The following is a 15828-nucleotide window of genomic DNA, read 5'->3' as shown; positions in this document are numbered from 1 at the left end:
GGCTTAAGCCTCGATATCGACATCCTTGGTTTCGCGCCCGAGCAGCAGGGCAATCAAGGTCAGGGCCGCCATGGCCGTGAGATAAACGCCGACCCAGAACGGGCTGCCGTCGCCGGCACTCCACAGGGCCACAGCCACAAAAGGGGCGAGGGCGGCGCCGAGGATCGAGGAGACATTGTAGGAAATGCCAGAGCCGGTATAGCGCACATTGGCGGGAAACAGCTCCGGCAGCAGCGCGCCCATTGGGCCGAACGTCAGCCCCATCAGCGTAAAGCCGATGATGAGCCAGGCCATGACGCCGACAAAGCCGGCGTTGAGCAAGGGCACCCAGAGCAAACCAAAGACGGCGATGGCGAGCGTCACCCAGATCAGCGTCTTGCGGCGGCCAAAGCGATCGGCCCAGGGGCCGGACACCAGGGTGAAGATGCCGAAGAACACGACGCCAACGATCATCATCAGCACAAAGGTCGAATACTGGTAGCCAAGCCCCGGCACGGCGGCGTCGATGGCGGCGCGACCATAGCTCAGCGAGAAGGTCGTCATCAGGTAGAACAGCACATAGGTCGCCAGCATGTAGAAGGTGCCGAGCACCAGTTCGCGCATATTCTGCTGCAGGACGGTGACGAGCGGCATCTTGCGGACCTGGCCGGTCTTGACCGTTTTCTCGAAGGCACTGCTTTCCACCAGGTTGAGCCGGACCCAGAGGCCGACCACCACCATCACGGCTGAAAACAGGAAGGGAATACGCCAACCCCAGTCGAGGAAGGCCAGCGAGGGGCGGGAGGGATCATCGGAGGGCAGCATGGCCGCGATGATCAGGAAGAGGCCGTTGGCGATGATGAAGCCGAGCGGGGCGCCAAGCTGGGGGAAGGTGCCAAAGAGCGCGCGCTTGCCCTTGGGTGCGTTTTCAGTGGCGACCAAGGCAGCGCCGCTCCATTCCCCGCCCAGCGCAAAGCCCTGCGCCAGCCGGAGGACCACCAGCAATGCCGGCGCGAGCCAGCCGACCATTGCATAGGTCGGTAGCACCCCGATCAGGAAGGTCGCCAGACCCATGGTCAGCAGGGCCGCAACCAATGTGGTTTTGCGGCCCTTCCTGTCCCCGAGATGGCCAAAGAATACGGCGCCGAGCGGCCGGGCAACCATGGCGGCGCCGAATACGGCGAAGGACGCCAGAAGGGCTGTGGTCTCATTGCCGGCAGGAAAGAACAGGTGCGGGAACACCAGAACGGCCGCCGTCGCGTAGACGTAGAAGTCGTAGAACTCGATCGTGGTGCCGACCAGACTCGCGAGCAGAACGCGGGAGCGCGAATTGGCTGGTTGAGGGGAAGCAGCCGCGGAAGTCTGGGTCATGATCGAATCCAAAATGCGCAAGGCGACGCGCCCTGCCCAGTTGTCTCTCGCTCGGCTTGCCGTTGGAGCAGGGCGAGGGACTGCAAAAACTAGCCACGCCTTACTGCCAGTGCAGGCCTGCATGCAAGACCAGAGCGCAACCTGCGGCGCTTTGAACCGAACAAGATCACTCGATGGTGGGCCGTAGCTGAATTCGACATGGTTCCCGAACAGCACTTTTCCCAAAACGGCATTGACGCGGAGCGGTATCAGGCATATCTGCGGCCTCAGGACATCTTGCCCTAACGCAAGACGCATAGACCTGGGAGGGTCGCTGAAGATGGCTGCAATGCCCCTGACCGCGCCGGCGGTGAAACCGGCTAATCCGAATTTTTCGTCGGGCCCCTGTGCCAAGCGTCCGGGATGGACGGTTGAAGCGCTGGCCAATGCGCTGGTGGGCCGCTCGCACCGCTCCAAGCCCGGCAAGGCGCGCATCCAGCGCGCGATCGATCTGACCCGCGAACTGCTGGAAGTCTCCGCCGACTACCGCATCGGCATCGTGCCGGCTTCCGATACCGGCGCCGTAGAGATGGCAATGTGGTCGATGCTGGGCGCGCGCGGCGTCGACATGCTCGCCTGGGAAAGCTTTGGCGAGGGCTGGGTCACTGACGTGTCCAAGCAGCTCAAGCTCGAAGATGTGCGGATCATCAAGGCGCCTTATGGCGAGCTGCCCGACCTTGGGCAGGTGGATTTCGCCCGTGACGTGGTTTTCACCTGGAATGGCACGACTTCGGGTGTGCGGGTGCCTGATGGCGACTGGATCGCCGCGGACCGTGAAGGCCTGACCATCTGCGACGCCACTTCGGCGGCCTTTGCCCAGAAGCTCGATTTCGCCAAGCTCGATGTGGTGACCTTTTCCTGGCAGAAGGCGCTGGGCGGTGAGGGTGCGCATGGCGTGCTGATCCTGTCGCCGCGCGCCGTCGAGCGACTCGAGAGCTTCAAGCCCGAGCGCCCGCTGCCCAAGATCTTCCGTCTGACCAAGAACGGCAAGCTGATCGGCGAGATCTTTGAGGCTGCCACCATCAATACGCCCTCGATGCTGTGCATCGAGGACGCGATCGACGCGATGGAATGGGGTCTCGCCCAGGGTGGGCTCAAGGCCATGCAAGCCCGGGCCGATGCCAACTATACCGTGCTGGCCGATTGGGTGGCCAAGACCCCCTGGGTCGAGTTCCTCGCCAAGGATGAAGCGACGCGCTCCAACACTTCGGTGTGTTTCTCCATCGTCGATCCGGCGGTTACGGCGCTCGACGATGCGGGGCAGGCGGCGTTTGCCAAGGCCCTTGTCGCGCGGCTCGACAAGATTGGCGCGGCTTATGACATCGGCGCTTACAAGGACGCTCCCTCGGGTCTGCGTATCTGGGCCGGCTCGACCATCGATGCCGAGAACCTGCGGGCACTGACGCCCTGGCTCGATTGGGCCTTTGCCGAAGAGCTCAACGCGCTCAAGGCCGCCGCGGCTTAGTCGCTCAATAGCGCGACCCCTCCCTCGATCCCTCCCCTCAAAGGGGAGGGAAGACCCGGCTCACAGGCCGGTGCCGGACAAGTTCAGGCTGGGGACGGGCGGGTCGATCAGTTTTTTGCCGGCCGCTGGCCGCACCCCATTCAGGACTACAAAAATGCCCAAGGTTCTCGTTTCCGACAAACTCAGCCCTACAGCCGTGCAAATCTTCAAGGATAACGGCGTCGAGGTCGACTATTTGCCCGATCTGGGCAAGGACAAGGAAAAGCTGCTCGAGGTGATCGGGCAATATGATGGCCTCGCCATCCGTTCGGCCACCAAGGTCACCGAGAAGGTCATCGCCGCCGCCACCAACCTCAAGGTGATCGGGCGGGCTGGCATCGGGGTCGACAATGTCGACATCCCGGCTGCGACCAAGAAGGGCATCATCGTGATGAACACGCCCTTTGGGAACTCGATCACCACCGCCGAGCACGCCATTGCCATGATGATGGCGCTCGCCCGCCAGTTGCCCGAGGCTGACGCGTCCACCCGCGCTTCCAAGTGGGAAAAGAACCGCTTCATGGGCGTTGAGGTCACCAACAAGACTCTTGGCCTGATCGGGGCGGGCAATATCGGCTCGATCGTTGCCGATCGGGCGCAGGGCCTCAAGATGAAGGTCATCGCCTATGATCCGTTCCTAACCCCCGAGCGGGCGCAGGATATGGGCGTCGAAAAGGTCGAGCTGGACGACTTGCTGGCGCGCGCCGACTTCATCACACTGCACACGCCGCTGATCGAAGCCACCCGCAACATTCTCAATGCCGAGACGCTGGCCAAGACCAAGAAGGGCGTGCGGATCATCAACTGCGCCCGTGGCGGTCTCATCGATGAAACCGCGCTTTATGATGCGCTGAAGTCCGGCCAGGTGGCCGGCGCAGCGCTCGACGTGTTCCTGGAGGAGCCGGCGCAGAACAATCCGCTGTTCGAGCTGCCCAATGTGATCTGCACGCCCCATTTGGGTGCATCGACCACCGAAGCGCAGGAGAATGTAGCGCTGCAGGTGGCCGAGCAGATTTCGGCCTATCTGATGACCGGCGAAATCACCAATGCGCTCAACTTCCCTTCGATCTCGGCCGAGGAAGCGCCGCGGCTGACCCCGTTCATCAAGCTGGCCGAAGTGCTGGGCTCGTTTGCCGGGCAGCTGACGGAAACCGCGATCAAGTCGATCACCATCGAGTTCGAAGGCGATGTGGCTGCTATGAATACGCGGCCGATGGTGGCGGCGGCACTCAATGGCGTGCTCAAGCCAATGATGGGCGAGGTCAACATGGTTTCGGCCCCGCAGATCGCCAAGGATCGCGGCATTGCCGTGCAGGTGACGACCCGCGAGCAGCAGGGCGCCTATGAGAACTATATCCGGCTGACGGTCGCGACCGAAAAGCAGGAACGCAGCCTTGCAGGCACCGTATTCGCCAATGGCAAGCCGCGGGTGATCCAGGTCAAGGGCATCAACATGGAAGCGGAACTGACCCCGTCCATGCTTTATGTGACCAATGAGGACAAGCCGGGCCATATCGGCCGGCTGGGCACGCTGCTGGGCAAGCTTGGCATCAACATCGCCAACTTCAACCTGGGCCGTACCGATCCGGGCGCCGATGCCATTGCGCTGGTTTCGATCGATGGCACGCTGTCCGAGCCGCAGCTGGCGGAGATCGCCCAACTCGAAGGCGTCAAGCAGGCCAAGGCACTGCGGTTCTAAGAGCCAAGGGTTCTACGATTTGAAAGGCGGGGCAGCGTGTCCCGCCTTTTTTGTTGGTGCTAGCGCAAGGCGCGCAGGGCGCCCCATTCGGCCAGCGCAATGCCGACGATGACGAGGGCTGCGGCAGCCATGTGGTAGAGTTCGAGCCGCTCGCCCAGCACCAGCACGGCAAAGGTGGCGGCAAAGATGGGGATCAGGTTAATAAAGAGGCTGGCACGGTTCGCGCCGATCAACTCGACGCCGCGCACATAGAACATCTGCGAAACGATCGAGGGCAGCACCATGGTGTAAAGGGCGATGAGCCAGCCCTGAGGCGTGACGGCTGGAAGGGCGGCAAAAAGCGCACCCATGCCACCGCCCAACCCGATCTGGTAGGCGATGGCGGCGACAAAGGCACCGGTACAGGTCGCCACGAGAAAGCTGATCCATCCAGTGGGGGGCTTGTAGCGCAGCGACACCGAGTAAGCGGCGTAAGCGGCGCAGGCGAGCAGGACCAGACTGTCGCCAAAGCCGATGTCGAGTGCGAGGAGCCGGCCGACCTCGCCATGGGTGGCAGTAACCAGCACGCCAAGAATGGTCAGCACCGCGCCCAGAATCTGCAGCGGCCGCACCCGGGTGCGGAAGAGCGCGAAGTTCGCTAGCATGACGAAAAGGTTGATGGTCACCTGCTCGAGGGCAATGTTGATGCCGCTCGCATGGTAGGAGGCCATATAGACCAGGATATTGAATGTAACATAGCCAACCGCGCCGTAGAATAAGTAGAGGGGCCAGCGCGATTTGATCACGGGCCAGTCGCGTTCAAGCGACGTTCGGGCGAAGGGCAGAATCAGCAGCAGGGCGCCGCCCCAGCGCAGCACGGTGAGGGTGAAGGGGTCGATATGTCCGACGGCAAGCTTGCCGGCGATGACATTGCCGCCCCAAAACATGGTGGTCAGAACCAGCAGCAGATAGGGGCGGTCCAGCAGGCGGGCGGAAATGCCGCGACTTTGGGTTATTGGCGGCTTTGTCATCGGCGCTCGGTGATGTAAGGACAATCGGACTTAGCAGGTATTCGGGTATGGTCAAACCCGGCGCCGGACAGTTGCGCGGGCCCCCGGGTTTGGGTCGCCCCCGCGCCGGCATGATTGGTGGAGTGAAGTTTTCATGGCGAATGTGGTTGTCGTCGGCTCGCAGTGGGGCGACGAGGGCAAGGGCAAGATCGTGGACTGGCTCTCCGAGCGTGCCGATGTGGTGGTGCGCTATCATGGCGGCCACAATGCCGGCCATACGCTGGTGATCGATGGCGTCAGCTACAAGCTGGCGCTGCTGCCATCTGGCCTGGTGCAGGGCAAGCTGTCGGTGATCGGCAACGGGGTGGTGGTGGATCCCCACCATTTTGTGGCCGAGATGGCCAAGCTGCGGGCGCAAGGCGTCACGATCACTCCCGATGTGCTGCGCATTGCCGACAACGCGCCGCTAATCCTGTCGCTACATCGCGAACTCGACGCCATCCGCGAAGACAGCACGTCCGGGCTCAAGATCGGTACCACCAAGCGTGGCATCGGCCCGGCCTATGAGGACAAGGTGGGTCGTCGGGCGATCAGGCTGATCGATTTGAGCCAGCCCGAAACGCTGATGCCCAAGATCGAGCGACTGCTGACGCACCACAATGCGCTGCGCCGCGGCATGGGTCTGCCCGAGATCGAGGCCGAAACGATCCGGCAGGAGCTGATCTCGGTAGCCGACCAGATCCTGCCCTTCATGGACCAGGTCTGGCAGGTGCTCGACGAAAAGCGCAAAGCTGGCGCACGCATTCTGTTTGAGGGAGCGCAGGGTGCGCTGCTCGATAATGACCACGGCACTTATCCCTTCGTGACCTCGTCCAACACTGTGGCAGGGCAGGCTGCGGCCGGTTCCGGGCTGGGGCCAACGGCAATCGGCTATGTGCTGGGAATCACCAAGGCTTATACGACCCGCGTCGGCGAGGGCCCGTTCCCTTGCGAGCTGGATGACGAGATCGGCGAGCATCTGGCCACGGTCGGGCGCGAGGTCGGCGTCAATACCGGCCGGGCGCGTCGCTGCGGCTGGTTCGATGCCGTGCTGGTGCGCCAGACCGTCAAGACTTCCGGCATTTCGGGCATTGCACTGACCAAGCTGGACGTGCTGGACGGGCTGAAGGAAATCAAGATCTGCGTCGGCTATGAGCTGGATGGATCACGGATCGATTACTTGCCTGCCTTGATGGAGGCACAGGCGCGGGTTACGCCCATCTACGAAACCCTCGAAGGATGGTCGCAAACCACAGCCGGGGCGCGCAGCTGGTCTGAGCTGCCGGCCCAGGCGGTCAAGTATGTGCGCTATATCGAGGAACTGATCGGGGCGCCGGTTGCCATGTTGTCGACGAGCCCCGAGCGCGCCGATACTATCCTTGTGGTTGACCCGTTCCAAGATTGAGTGTTTTTGATACAACACCTGCGGCAATTGTGAGTACCAAGTAAGCTATGGCCGACTACAAGGAGCTGCTGCGCCGGGCCATCTCGGCATTGCCCGAGAATAACGGCGCGGCTCGCCGTGCGGTTTACGAAAAGGCGCGTTCGGCACTTGTGGGCCAGTTGCGGGCCATTCAGCCACCGCTGCCGGCGCGCGACATAACGCAGCATCGGCTGCAGCTGGAAGATTGTATCCGGCAGGTTGAGCAGGAAGCCAGCGAAGCCGTAATTTCGCTGCGGCGTGGTTCGGTGTTTGGACGGCCGATGGCGCAACCGGTCGAGCCGCCGGTAGCAGCGCCCGAGCCGGAGCCGGAACCGGAACCCCAGCCTGAGCCGGAACCCGAACCTGAGCCCGAACCGCAACCCCGGTTCGAGCTGAGGCCGCGCTTTGAGCCGGCACAACCAAACTATCCCGCGTTCGAGCCGGTACAGCCCGCCTACCCCCAGGCGCAAGGGGATAGCCCAGCGCGCTCCGGCACCTCGATCGAAGACATCATCGCCGATGCCGCCGAAGCGAGCGGGGCAGAGTTGGTGCGCGAGGAGGGCCCGGTCGACGTGCCCGTGGCGGTTCCAAACGAAAACGAGGCCCAGGCGGTGGTTACGCCAGTGGCCGAGAGCGAGCCTGAGTCCGTCGAGAAGATCAGTAAGCCACGGGCGCGTTGGTTGCCGTCTTTCGGGCGAGCCAAGGGAGCGCGCAAGGCCGAGGCGGAAACGGCAGGCGCGAGCGAGTTGCCCAGCGACGCGCCGCTCCATGCGCCGGTGCAGGAGCCTCAGGACCAGCCGGATTCGTTTGCCGACGACAAGCCTGCCGCTGAGGAGGGTGCCCGCCGGGGAGCGTTGCTCAATTTCGCCCGCCGCACCGAACCCGCCAGCAGCATGGGACCAAGCCCCGTTGAAGCGGCACTGTCGAGTGTGCGCGAAGTCGAAGTTGAGGCGGCGCAGCCCGACACCAGCGAAGCCGAGGGCGCTATCGAGCGGGCGATCGAGACGCTGGATCGCGAAGCGCGGGGCGAAAGCCAGGCTACTCCGGCAGAGTCCACGGAGCCGGTGGCTGTGGGCCCGGCCCGGCCGGCGGTGCCCAATATGTTTGCCATGCCCGAGCGCGCGGAATTGCCGGGCGGGGCAGGCGAGGACAATTCCGACAACTTCGTGCCAGTGAGCGAGCCGCGCAGCGGAACGGGCCTGAGCATTTTCCTGATCGTTTTTGCAGTGCTTCTGGTTGGCGTGGGTGGCGCCGGCTTTTGGGCCTGGCGCGAAGGCTATGTGGACCTCAACCAGATGTTCGGGCAGGCCAGCACGGCGGTTGCCGAAGCGCCCGAGCCAGAACCTGATCTTACGACCCCGACGCTCGATCCGGTGCCGCCCAATGGGGACATTGCCGCGACCGACCAGCCCGCAGTGCCGGGCAATACGGCGACCCAGACAGCGGCCGAGCCGACTACGGCGCTCGAGGCACTGGAAACCGAGGATCGGCTGGAGCCCACGCCAGAGCCGGTGGTGCCCGACGGGACGCAGACCAGCTTGCCCGAACTGGGTGGTGGTGCGGACGACAAGAGCGAGGAGCGGCTGCCCGGGGAAGACCCTAATGCTGCCGTGGCGCTCAATGATCCGGCGGCATCGGTCGATCCGGCCGTGCTGTCGGGCAGCCAGTCGCTGCTGCTGGAAGCCTCGCAGGATGGCCGCACCGGTGCGGTACCGTTCTCGGGCACGATCGAGTGGCGCGAGGGGGTCGACGAGATCGGCCAGCCCACGCTGATCGGCCAGGCCAATATTCCGGCGCGCAATCTCGGGGTCGAGATGACCATTCGCAAGAATTCCGATCCGAGCCTGCCCGCGAGCCACCTCATGGAGGTGGATTTCGATGTGAGCGACACCTTTATCGGCGGCACGATTGCGGGGCTGCCGGGCGTGTTGCTCAAGGACCAGGAACTGGTGCCCGGAACGCCGCTGGTGGGGGCTTCGGCCCGCGTCGTGGGTAATTCCTACCTGTTTGCGCTGAGTGCGGCCGAGCAGGATGCCAACACCAACCAGGACCTGCTGCGCAGCCGAAAGTGGATGGATCTGGCAGTGGTGTATGGCACCGGGCGCAATGCGATCATCACCCTTGAAAAGGATGAGCAAGCGCAGGCGCTGTTCGACAAGGTCTTTGCGGCTTGGGGACAGGGGGGCAATTAGCCCCCCTTTTTGCATCCGCGTTTGGCCGGACAGAGGCCTCGCGGATTGACGCTCCGGCGGGGCTGGCTTAGCCTTGGCGTGTCTAAAACAGGTTAGTTCGGGAAGGTTGGCCCGGCCCCGCTTGCGGGTCCTTCCGCTACTGCAGCGGCCCATGACGATCACGGCGCCAGCATCGGGCGGGCGCCGATCGAAAGGGCATGGACATGAAACCACGGATTTCCGTTATCACTCTAGGCGTTGGCGATCTCGAGCGGGCGCTGCGCTTTTATCGTGATGGGCTGGGCCTGCCGACGCAAGGCATTGTCGGGCAGGAGTACGAGCACGGCGCCGTCGCGTTCTTTGATCTGGCGGGCGGAGTGAAGCTCGCGATCTGGGCGCAGGACGATATTGCGTTCGACACGGGCCTTGCCCGGGAGCCGGTGTCGTCCACTGCCATGACGCTGGGGCACAATGTAAGGGAACGCGGCGAGGTCGACGCGATCATGGCGAACGCCGAGGGCGCGGGCGCCGCGATCATCAAGCCCGCGCAAGACACGTTCTGGGGCGGCTATGCCGGGTATTTCCGCGACCCTGACGGGCATCTCTGGGAGGTGGTCTGGAACCCGCATTTGCTGCCGGCGGATGAATAAAGCGCCTCCTCGCCGTGGCAGCTTAGTCCGCCACCAGCTTTCGGTCCGCCAGATGATAGCGCCGGCTGGCGAGGGCGAGGATATCATCATTGTGGTGGCTGACGAGGATGGTGTGCCAGCCATGCCGGACCGTCAGCGTCTTCACCAGATCGCGGATCACGGCGCGGGTTTGATCGTCGAGGGCTGAGAAAGGCTCATCGAGCAGCAAAACCGAACGGGCGCGCAGCAGGGTGCGAGCGAGGGCGACGCGCTGCTTTTGCCCGCCCGAAAGGGTCGCGGCCGGTTGGGCGCCAATGCCGGACAAACCAACTTCGGCGAGAGCGGCTTCGACCTGCTGGTGGACGCTTGCTTTTGGCGTACGGGCGGGCAGGCCGAGGGCGATGTTGCGGCCGGCGCTCAAGTGCTCGAAGAGGCTTTCGCTTTGCAACAGAAGCGATACCGGGCGCTGCTCGGGTGGCAGGGGCACGAGTTGCTGGCCATCGAGCACGATGCTGCCCGAGGTCGGCGTGAGAAAGCCAGCGAGGAGATCAAGCAGGGTGGACTTGCCCGAACCGCTGGCGCCCGACACGGCGGTGATCTCGCCGGGCGCAGCGGCGAGGGAAAAACGATAGGGCTCGGCCGTGTTGGGATAAGCAAAACAAAGCTCGTCAACGCGCAGCACGGGCGATCCTTTCGGCAAGGCGAGGCAGGCCAACAAAGGCAATGATGGTGCCGATGAGGAGAATGGCGGCAATGGCCCCTGCATCATTGTTGCGATAGGCGCCGAGCGAGCGGAACATCAGCAGCGGCAAGGTTTGGAAATCTTGCGTGCCAAATAGGGCGATGACGCCCAGATCCCCTAGCGAAAAGCAAAAGGCGAGGGCGAGCATGACGCCCAGATCCTTGCCGATAAGGGGCAGTTCCACGAGGAAGAACTGACGCCAGCCGCCCAGCCCGAGCGAGCGGATGAGCTTGCCGCGGGTTTTCGCAATGGCTTCGAGCGGCGGCGCAAGCGTTGCCATGGCAAAGGGCAGGGCGAGGAGGCTATTAGCAAGGATGACGACAGCGGGCGCGGCGGCGGCCGGCGCAAGGCCCAGGTCGCGTACCAGCAGGAAGAAGCCCAGCGACAGCACCACGGCGGGCACGGCGAGATAGGCATAGGCCGGGATGCCCAGGAGCGTGCGCAGCGGCGGGCTGCCGGTGGCGCCGCGGCCAAGGGCGAGGGCAAGCGCCAGAAGCAGGGTGAGGAGTGCGGAGGCGCTGCCGATAAGGAGGCTGGTGAGGAGCGACCACCAGAAGCTCGGCTGGGCCAGGAGGCTGCCGAGACCGGCGGCGAGGCCATCTATCAGCACGGAGAGCAGGGGCAGACCGAAGCAGAGGGTTGCAGTGGCGAGTATCAGCCATTGCAGCAGGCGGCTGGCGGGCCCGTCGCGCCAGGTCGTGGCGGGGGAAGAACCAAAGGCGGTGGGCACGGGGGCCAAAGCCGAGGCGGCGAGGATCACCACCGAGCAAACCGCGATTTGCGTCAGGGCGAGGCGCACGGCGCCGACGAGATCGAAATCCTGGCGGACAGCGGCGTAGATGGCGACCTCCAGCGTCTGGTTGGCCGGGCCACCGCCCAGCAGCAGCACTATAGGGAAGCTGGTGAAGGCGAGGAGAAATATGATGGCCCCGAGCCCCGGCAGGGTGCCGCGCAGGGCGGGCCAATCGATGAGGGTGAAGCGCTGCCAGGCGGAGAGGGCCAGGGACTGGCCGGTCTTGAGGCGGGCGGCGGGAATGGCGTCGAGACGGGCGAGGATGATGCGCGCGGCAAAGGCACCATCGAGAATGACATGGGCAAAGAGAATGCCCCCGAGCCCGTAGGCAGGATTGCCCAAGGGGAAGCCGAGCACGGCTTCGGCAGCGCGATTAATCCAGCCGTTGCGGCCCCAGATGGCGAGGAGCCCGAAGGCCACGACCATGCCGGGGGTGACGATGGCGGAGGCAAAGAAGGCGACGAGGAGATCGCGTCCGGGGAAGCGCAGACGATTGAGCGACCAGGCCAATGCCGTGCCGACCAGCAAGGAAAGCACGGTGGTGAGCCCGGCCTGGATCGAGGTCATGCGCAGGAGGTGGGCAATATCGATGCGGCTGGTGGCGGCGGCATCGGTGGCGGCGGCGAGAATGGACCAGAGGACGAGAGCAATCAGCCCGGCGATGGCAAGCGCGAGGAGGCAAGCGGTGGCGATGCGCAAGGGGCGGGGTGGGAGGGTCATGGTCCGGTGGTTGGCGCTAGCCTTGGAGCGGGTTGATGGGCCTGATCCCCCACCCTGTCCCTCCCCTCAAGGGGGAGGGGACGTCGGCTGATGGCGCTGGGATGGCGGAGAGTCGTTGTGTGGCTATCAGGGACTGTGTTCCCTTGATCGCCCCCCTCAGTGTGCCTCCGCTCAAGGGGGAGGGGAGGCACACTGAGGGGTTCGAAGCTTGTGGCTGTCCTGATTCCTACTGGATGGCGGCGAGCATTTCGTCGATCCAGGCGGCGCGGTTGGCTTCGAGGTCGGTGTCGCTGATCGTCAGGGTTTTCGCGGGTTGCGGGAGGGTGCCAAAGGCCGGGTTAAGGTCGGCACCCAGGTCAACCACGGGGAACATCCAGTTGGTGGTGGGGATTATCGCCTGGGCGGCGGGGGAAGCGAGATAGGCCAGGAACTGACGGGCGAGCTCGGGCTGGTCCGTGGAGGCAAGCATGCCGGCAATCTCGACCTGCACGATATGGCCCTCATCGAAGAGCGCGGCCTTGACGGTGTGATCGTCTTCATCGACGATGTGGTAGGCGGGCGAGGTGGTGTAGGAGAGCGCCATATCGGCTTCCCCGGTCAGGAAGAGATTATAGCTTTCCGACCAGTCGCGGGTGACGGCGAGGATATGGGGCTTGAGGCCGGCCCAGATTTCGGGGGCACGGTCGCCATAGGCGGCCTTGATCCAGAGCACGAGACCAAGGCCGGGGGTGGCCGAGCGCGGGTCCTGGATGACGATCTTGAGATCGTCGGGGAGCGCGATCAACTCCTCGAAGGAGGCGGGCGGGGTGGCGGTGCGGTCGGTATCGTAGACAAAGGCGAAATGGGCGTAGTCGACCGGCACGAATTGCGGATCGGTCCAGGGCTCGGGGAGGGCGAGATCGCCCAGCTCCAGAGTGTGATCGGCAAAGAGGCCGGTGGCGCGGGCTTCCCCGGCGGTGGCGACGTCGAGACCGACGATGAGGTCGGCCGGGGTGGTGGCGCCTTCAAGCTGGACGCGGCGCAGGGCGCCGATGGAGGAATCGGCGGCGATGAACTCGACAGTGCAGCCGGCGCATTGGGCTTCAAAGCCTTCGGCGAGCTGGGGGCCGGGGCCCCATTCGGCGGCAAAGCCATCATAGGTATAGATGGTGAGCGCCGGTGCGGTTTGGGCCAAGGCGGGCGAGGCGGCCAGTCCGAAAAGGACCGCAAGCGCCAGGTGAGTGGTGTGGACCAAGATGGTCATCCCTTCATTGGTGTGCGGCCATGAGTGAAGGGATGGGTGTCAATGGCGGGCACGAGATGCCCTTGCCATCTCGAACTTCCTCCGCCAGCATGACCTGGTTCAGGTTCAATGGGTAATTCTCAGCTCCGGCTTGACCCGGAACACCCCAGCGAGACGCCATGATCTTATAAGAGCGCCCCCCAAGTGCAAGAGAATTTCAGCCCAGCTGCCGACGCGCCCCTGCGCTTTGCCGGACCGATCGCCATTGTGGGCGGCGGGGCGGTGGAGAGCCAAACCCTGCGTGACCTCGCGGCAGCGGGAGTGACGCTGATCGGGGCCGATGGCGGGGCGGATGCGATCGGGGCGGTAGGGCTGGTGCCTGCGGCGATCATCGGGGATCTCGATTCGCTGCAGGATCGCGCCGACTGGGAGCGGCGCACCCGCGTGTTTCACCTGCCCGAGCAAGTGACCACCGATTTCCAGAAGGCACTGCGCTCGACGCAGGCGCCGGTGACGCTGGCGTTGGGCATGACCGGCAAGCGGCTCGACCATACGCTCGCGGCACTGAGCGCAGTGCTGCAATATGCCCCCGAGCGGCACTTGCTGCTGGTGGACGAGATCGATGTGGCGCTGGCGGTGGTGGGGCGGATTGCCTTTGACGCGGCGGCCGGGGAGCGGGTGTCGATCCATCCGCTGGTGCCGATCGGGTTCGAGCGCTCGGAGGGGCTCTTGTATCCGATGGATGGCCTGCAGCTGGCGCCGGGCGGGCTGATCGGCACCTCAAATGCGGCCCTGGGCGGGCGGATCGAGATTGTGCCGGTCGATCCCGTGCCCTGGCTGCTGATCCTGCCCAAGGCTCGGCTGTGGGATCTCGTCCAGGCGTGCCAAAATCCCGCCCGGGTCTGATGACCCTGCGGTTGGTGCTGCGACATGGGGCGAAGTTCGCCTCGGTGCCGGTCGTCCGGCAAAAGGGTAGAAGGTGAAGCAAGCTTCGCCCCATGCTCCATCGGAGACTCTTCGGTGAGGACCGTCCGTGGCTAGACCCGTGCCAAACGCCAGAAGCCCTGAGGCTTCATGGACCGGGGGATGAAATCGGTCCCGGATCATCCTCGTCCCGAAGGAGCTTGGGCGACCCCAAACTCATCCGATATTCCCGCACCGACCGTTCGTCGCGACCGCGCAGCTTGCCCAGGAACAAGGGGGATTGTGCCTGAGGTTTTCGGGGGCGGGGATAAGTTTGTGGGGTGGTGATGGCCGCCCTCGTGGTTCGAGGCTGCGCTACGCTGCGCACCTCACCATGAGGGCTCCGGCACATTCCCGCTCATTCCGCACTTCCGGGGGGTAAGGGCTTTTGGGGGGCATGAGTATGCCGGAGGCTCGATGGGCCCCGGGCTCAAGGCCAGGTTGGCATCGGCGGCGGGCTCGCAGGCGTAAAAAAGCCCTCGGGGGAAACCGAGGGCTGCATTGGTTGCTTGCGGCGGTCCAGCCTTATGCGGCGTTGGAGCGGGCAGCTTCGCGAACGGCGTCTTGCACTTTTTCGAAGGCGCGCACTTCGATCTGGCGGATGCGCTCGCGGCTGACATCGTATTGTTGGGCCAGCTCTTCGAGCGTCAGCGGATCTTCCTGCAGGCGGCGAGCCTGGAAGATGGCGCGCTCACGATCGTTGAGAACATCCATGGCATTGGTCAACAGACCCATGCGTTCGGAATATTCCTCGCTTTCACCAAGGGCAGTTTCCTGGCTGGGCGTGTCGTCGACGAGCCAGTCCTGCCATTCGGAGGAGCCTTCATCGGCGCGCATCGGCGAATTGAGCGAAGCATCGCCCGACAAGCGCGCATTCATCGAGACGACGTCATCCTCGGTGACGTTGAGGGTGGTCGCGATCTGCTTGATCTGGTCGGGATGGAGCGAGCCATCGTCGAGCGCGGCGATCTGGCCCTTCACCTTGCGCAGGTTGAAGAACAGCCGCTTCTGGGCAGCGGTGGTGCCGATTTTCACCAGCGACCAGGAGCGCAGGACATATTCCTGGATCGCAGCACGAATCCACCACATCGCATAGGTCGCAAGTCGGAAGCCCTTGTCGGGCTCGAAGCGCTTGACCGCGTGCATGAGCCCGACATTGCCTTCCGAGATCACTTCGGCAATGGGCAGGCCATAGCCGCGATAGCCCATGGCGATCTTGGCAACCAGGCGCAGGTGGGACGTAATAAGCCGTTGAGCAGCGGCCGGATCGGCGTGCTCCTTGTAGCGCTTGGCCAGCATGAATTCTTCATCGGGTTCCAGCATGGGGAACTTGCGAATTTCCTGAAGATAGCGGCTCAAGCCTCCTTCGGCAGAAAGGACAGGCAGATTGGTCTGGGCCATTTATGCACCCCTTTTACTTATTCCCCCGCACAGGCGGGCGGATCGATCTTCGGCCGTCCTGGCGGCCCGGCGGAAGAAGTCAGGTCATAATATATGGCGTATTGCCGCAATTGTAAGGCCGCCGAATGCAGACGAACGGTGCAG

Annotated in this window: 12 protein-coding genes and 1 riboswitch; of the genes, 6 read left to right on the top strand and 6 right to left on the bottom strand. The window is 64.1% G+C overall.

Annotated features, from left to right (window positions below):
• Positions 1-3: 3 nt before the first annotated feature.
• The gene (locus HRQ64_RS15430; RefSeq protein WP_172124107.1) at positions 4-1350 is read right to left on the bottom strand and encodes an MFS transporter; all 1347 of its coding nucleotides are present in this window, start codon (positions 1348-1350) and stop codon (positions 4-6) included.
• Between the two features lie 328 nt (positions 1351-1678).
• Here HRQ64_RS15430 and HRQ64_RS15425 point away from each other — a divergent pair, with 328 nt between their 5' ends.
• Both HRQ64_RS15425 and serA read left to right on the top strand, forming a co-directional pair.
• Entirely contained in the window at positions 1679-2854 is a 1176-nt protein-coding gene (locus tag HRQ64_RS15425; protein WP_172125100.1) for a phosphoserine transaminase, read from the top strand.
• Positions 2855-3008: 154 nt separating this feature from the next.
• Positions 3009-4592, top strand: coding sequence for a phosphoglycerate dehydrogenase (serA, locus tag HRQ64_RS15420; RefSeq protein ID WP_127753946.1), 1584 nt, complete (start codon positions 3009-3011; stop codon positions 4590-4592).
• A 59-nt stretch (positions 4593-4651) separates the two neighbouring features.
• Here serA and HRQ64_RS15415 read toward each other — a convergent pair whose 3' ends face one another.
• Positions 4652-5602 carry a DMT family transporter gene (locus tag HRQ64_RS15415; protein ID WP_172124105.1) on the bottom strand — a complete coding sequence of 317 codons (951 nt, stop codon included), beginning with the start codon at positions 5600-5602 and terminating at the stop codon, positions 4652-4654.
• A gap of 133 nt (positions 5603-5735) precedes the next feature.
• Here HRQ64_RS15415 and HRQ64_RS15410 point away from each other — a divergent pair, with 133 nt between their 5' ends.
• From HRQ64_RS15410 to HRQ64_RS15400, 3 genes are all read left to right on the top strand, one after another.
• Positions 5736-7025 (top strand): adenylosuccinate synthase, encoded by a 1290-nt coding sequence (locus HRQ64_RS15410; protein ID WP_172124103.1) that lies wholly within the window; start codon positions 5736-5738, stop codon positions 7023-7025.
• A gap of 47 nt (positions 7026-7072) precedes the next feature.
• On the top strand, positions 7073-9235 hold the full coding sequence (locus HRQ64_RS15405) for a hypothetical protein (RefSeq protein ID WP_172124102.1): 2163 nt from the start codon (positions 7073-7075) through the stop codon (positions 9233-9235).
• Positions 9236-9438: 203 nt separating this feature from the next.
• The gene (locus HRQ64_RS15400) at positions 9439-9864 is read left to right on the top strand and encodes a VOC family protein (RefSeq protein WP_172125098.1); all 426 of its coding nucleotides are present in this window, start codon (positions 9439-9441) and stop codon (positions 9862-9864) included.
• Positions 9865-9886: 22 nt separating this feature from the next.
• Here HRQ64_RS15400 and HRQ64_RS15395 read toward each other — a convergent pair whose 3' ends face one another.
• The 3 genes from HRQ64_RS15395 to thiB form a co-directional block, all read right to left on the bottom strand.
• Positions 9887-10525 carry an ATP-binding cassette domain-containing protein gene (locus HRQ64_RS15395; protein ID WP_172124101.1) on the bottom strand — a complete coding sequence of 213 codons (639 nt, stop codon included), beginning with the start codon at positions 10523-10525 and terminating at the stop codon, positions 9887-9889.
• Complete coding sequence (locus HRQ64_RS15390; RefSeq protein WP_172124099.1) at positions 10512-12098, bottom strand: hypothetical protein; 1587 nt, start codon at positions 12096-12098, stop codon at positions 10512-10514. The genes HRQ64_RS15395 and HRQ64_RS15390 overlap by 14 nt, the downstream gene beginning before the upstream one ends.
• A gap of 226 nt (positions 12099-12324) precedes the next feature.
• Positions 12325-13341 carry a thiamine ABC transporter substrate binding subunit gene (gene thiB / locus HRQ64_RS15385; protein WP_172124097.1) on the bottom strand — a complete coding sequence of 339 codons (1017 nt, stop codon included), beginning with the start codon at positions 13339-13341 and terminating at the stop codon, positions 12325-12327.
• A gap of 57 nt (positions 13342-13398) precedes the next feature.
• Positions 13399-13499, bottom strand: a riboswitch (TPP riboswitch).
• Positions 13500-13524: 25 nt separating this feature from the next.
• Between thiB and HRQ64_RS15380 the strand changes: the two genes are divergently transcribed.
• Entirely contained in the window at positions 13525-14226 is a 702-nt protein-coding gene (locus HRQ64_RS15380; protein ID WP_172124095.1) for a thiamine diphosphokinase, read from the top strand.
• A gap of 582 nt (positions 14227-14808) precedes the next feature.
• Here HRQ64_RS15380 and rpoH read toward each other — a convergent pair.
• A complete protein-coding gene (gene rpoH, locus HRQ64_RS15375; RefSeq protein WP_127753938.1) occupies positions 14809-15684 on the bottom strand; it encodes an RNA polymerase sigma factor RpoH in 876 nt (291 codons plus the stop codon).
• Positions 15685-15828 lie beyond the last annotated feature (144 nt).

Origin of the sequence: Devosia sp. 919 (assembly GCF_013185965.1) — a bacterium.
Lineage (GTDB): Bacteria > Pseudomonadota > Alphaproteobacteria > Rhizobiales > Devosiaceae > Devosia.
Note: the sequence above shows the minus strand (reverse complement) of the source record. Positions and strands in the feature narration are given on the sequence as shown.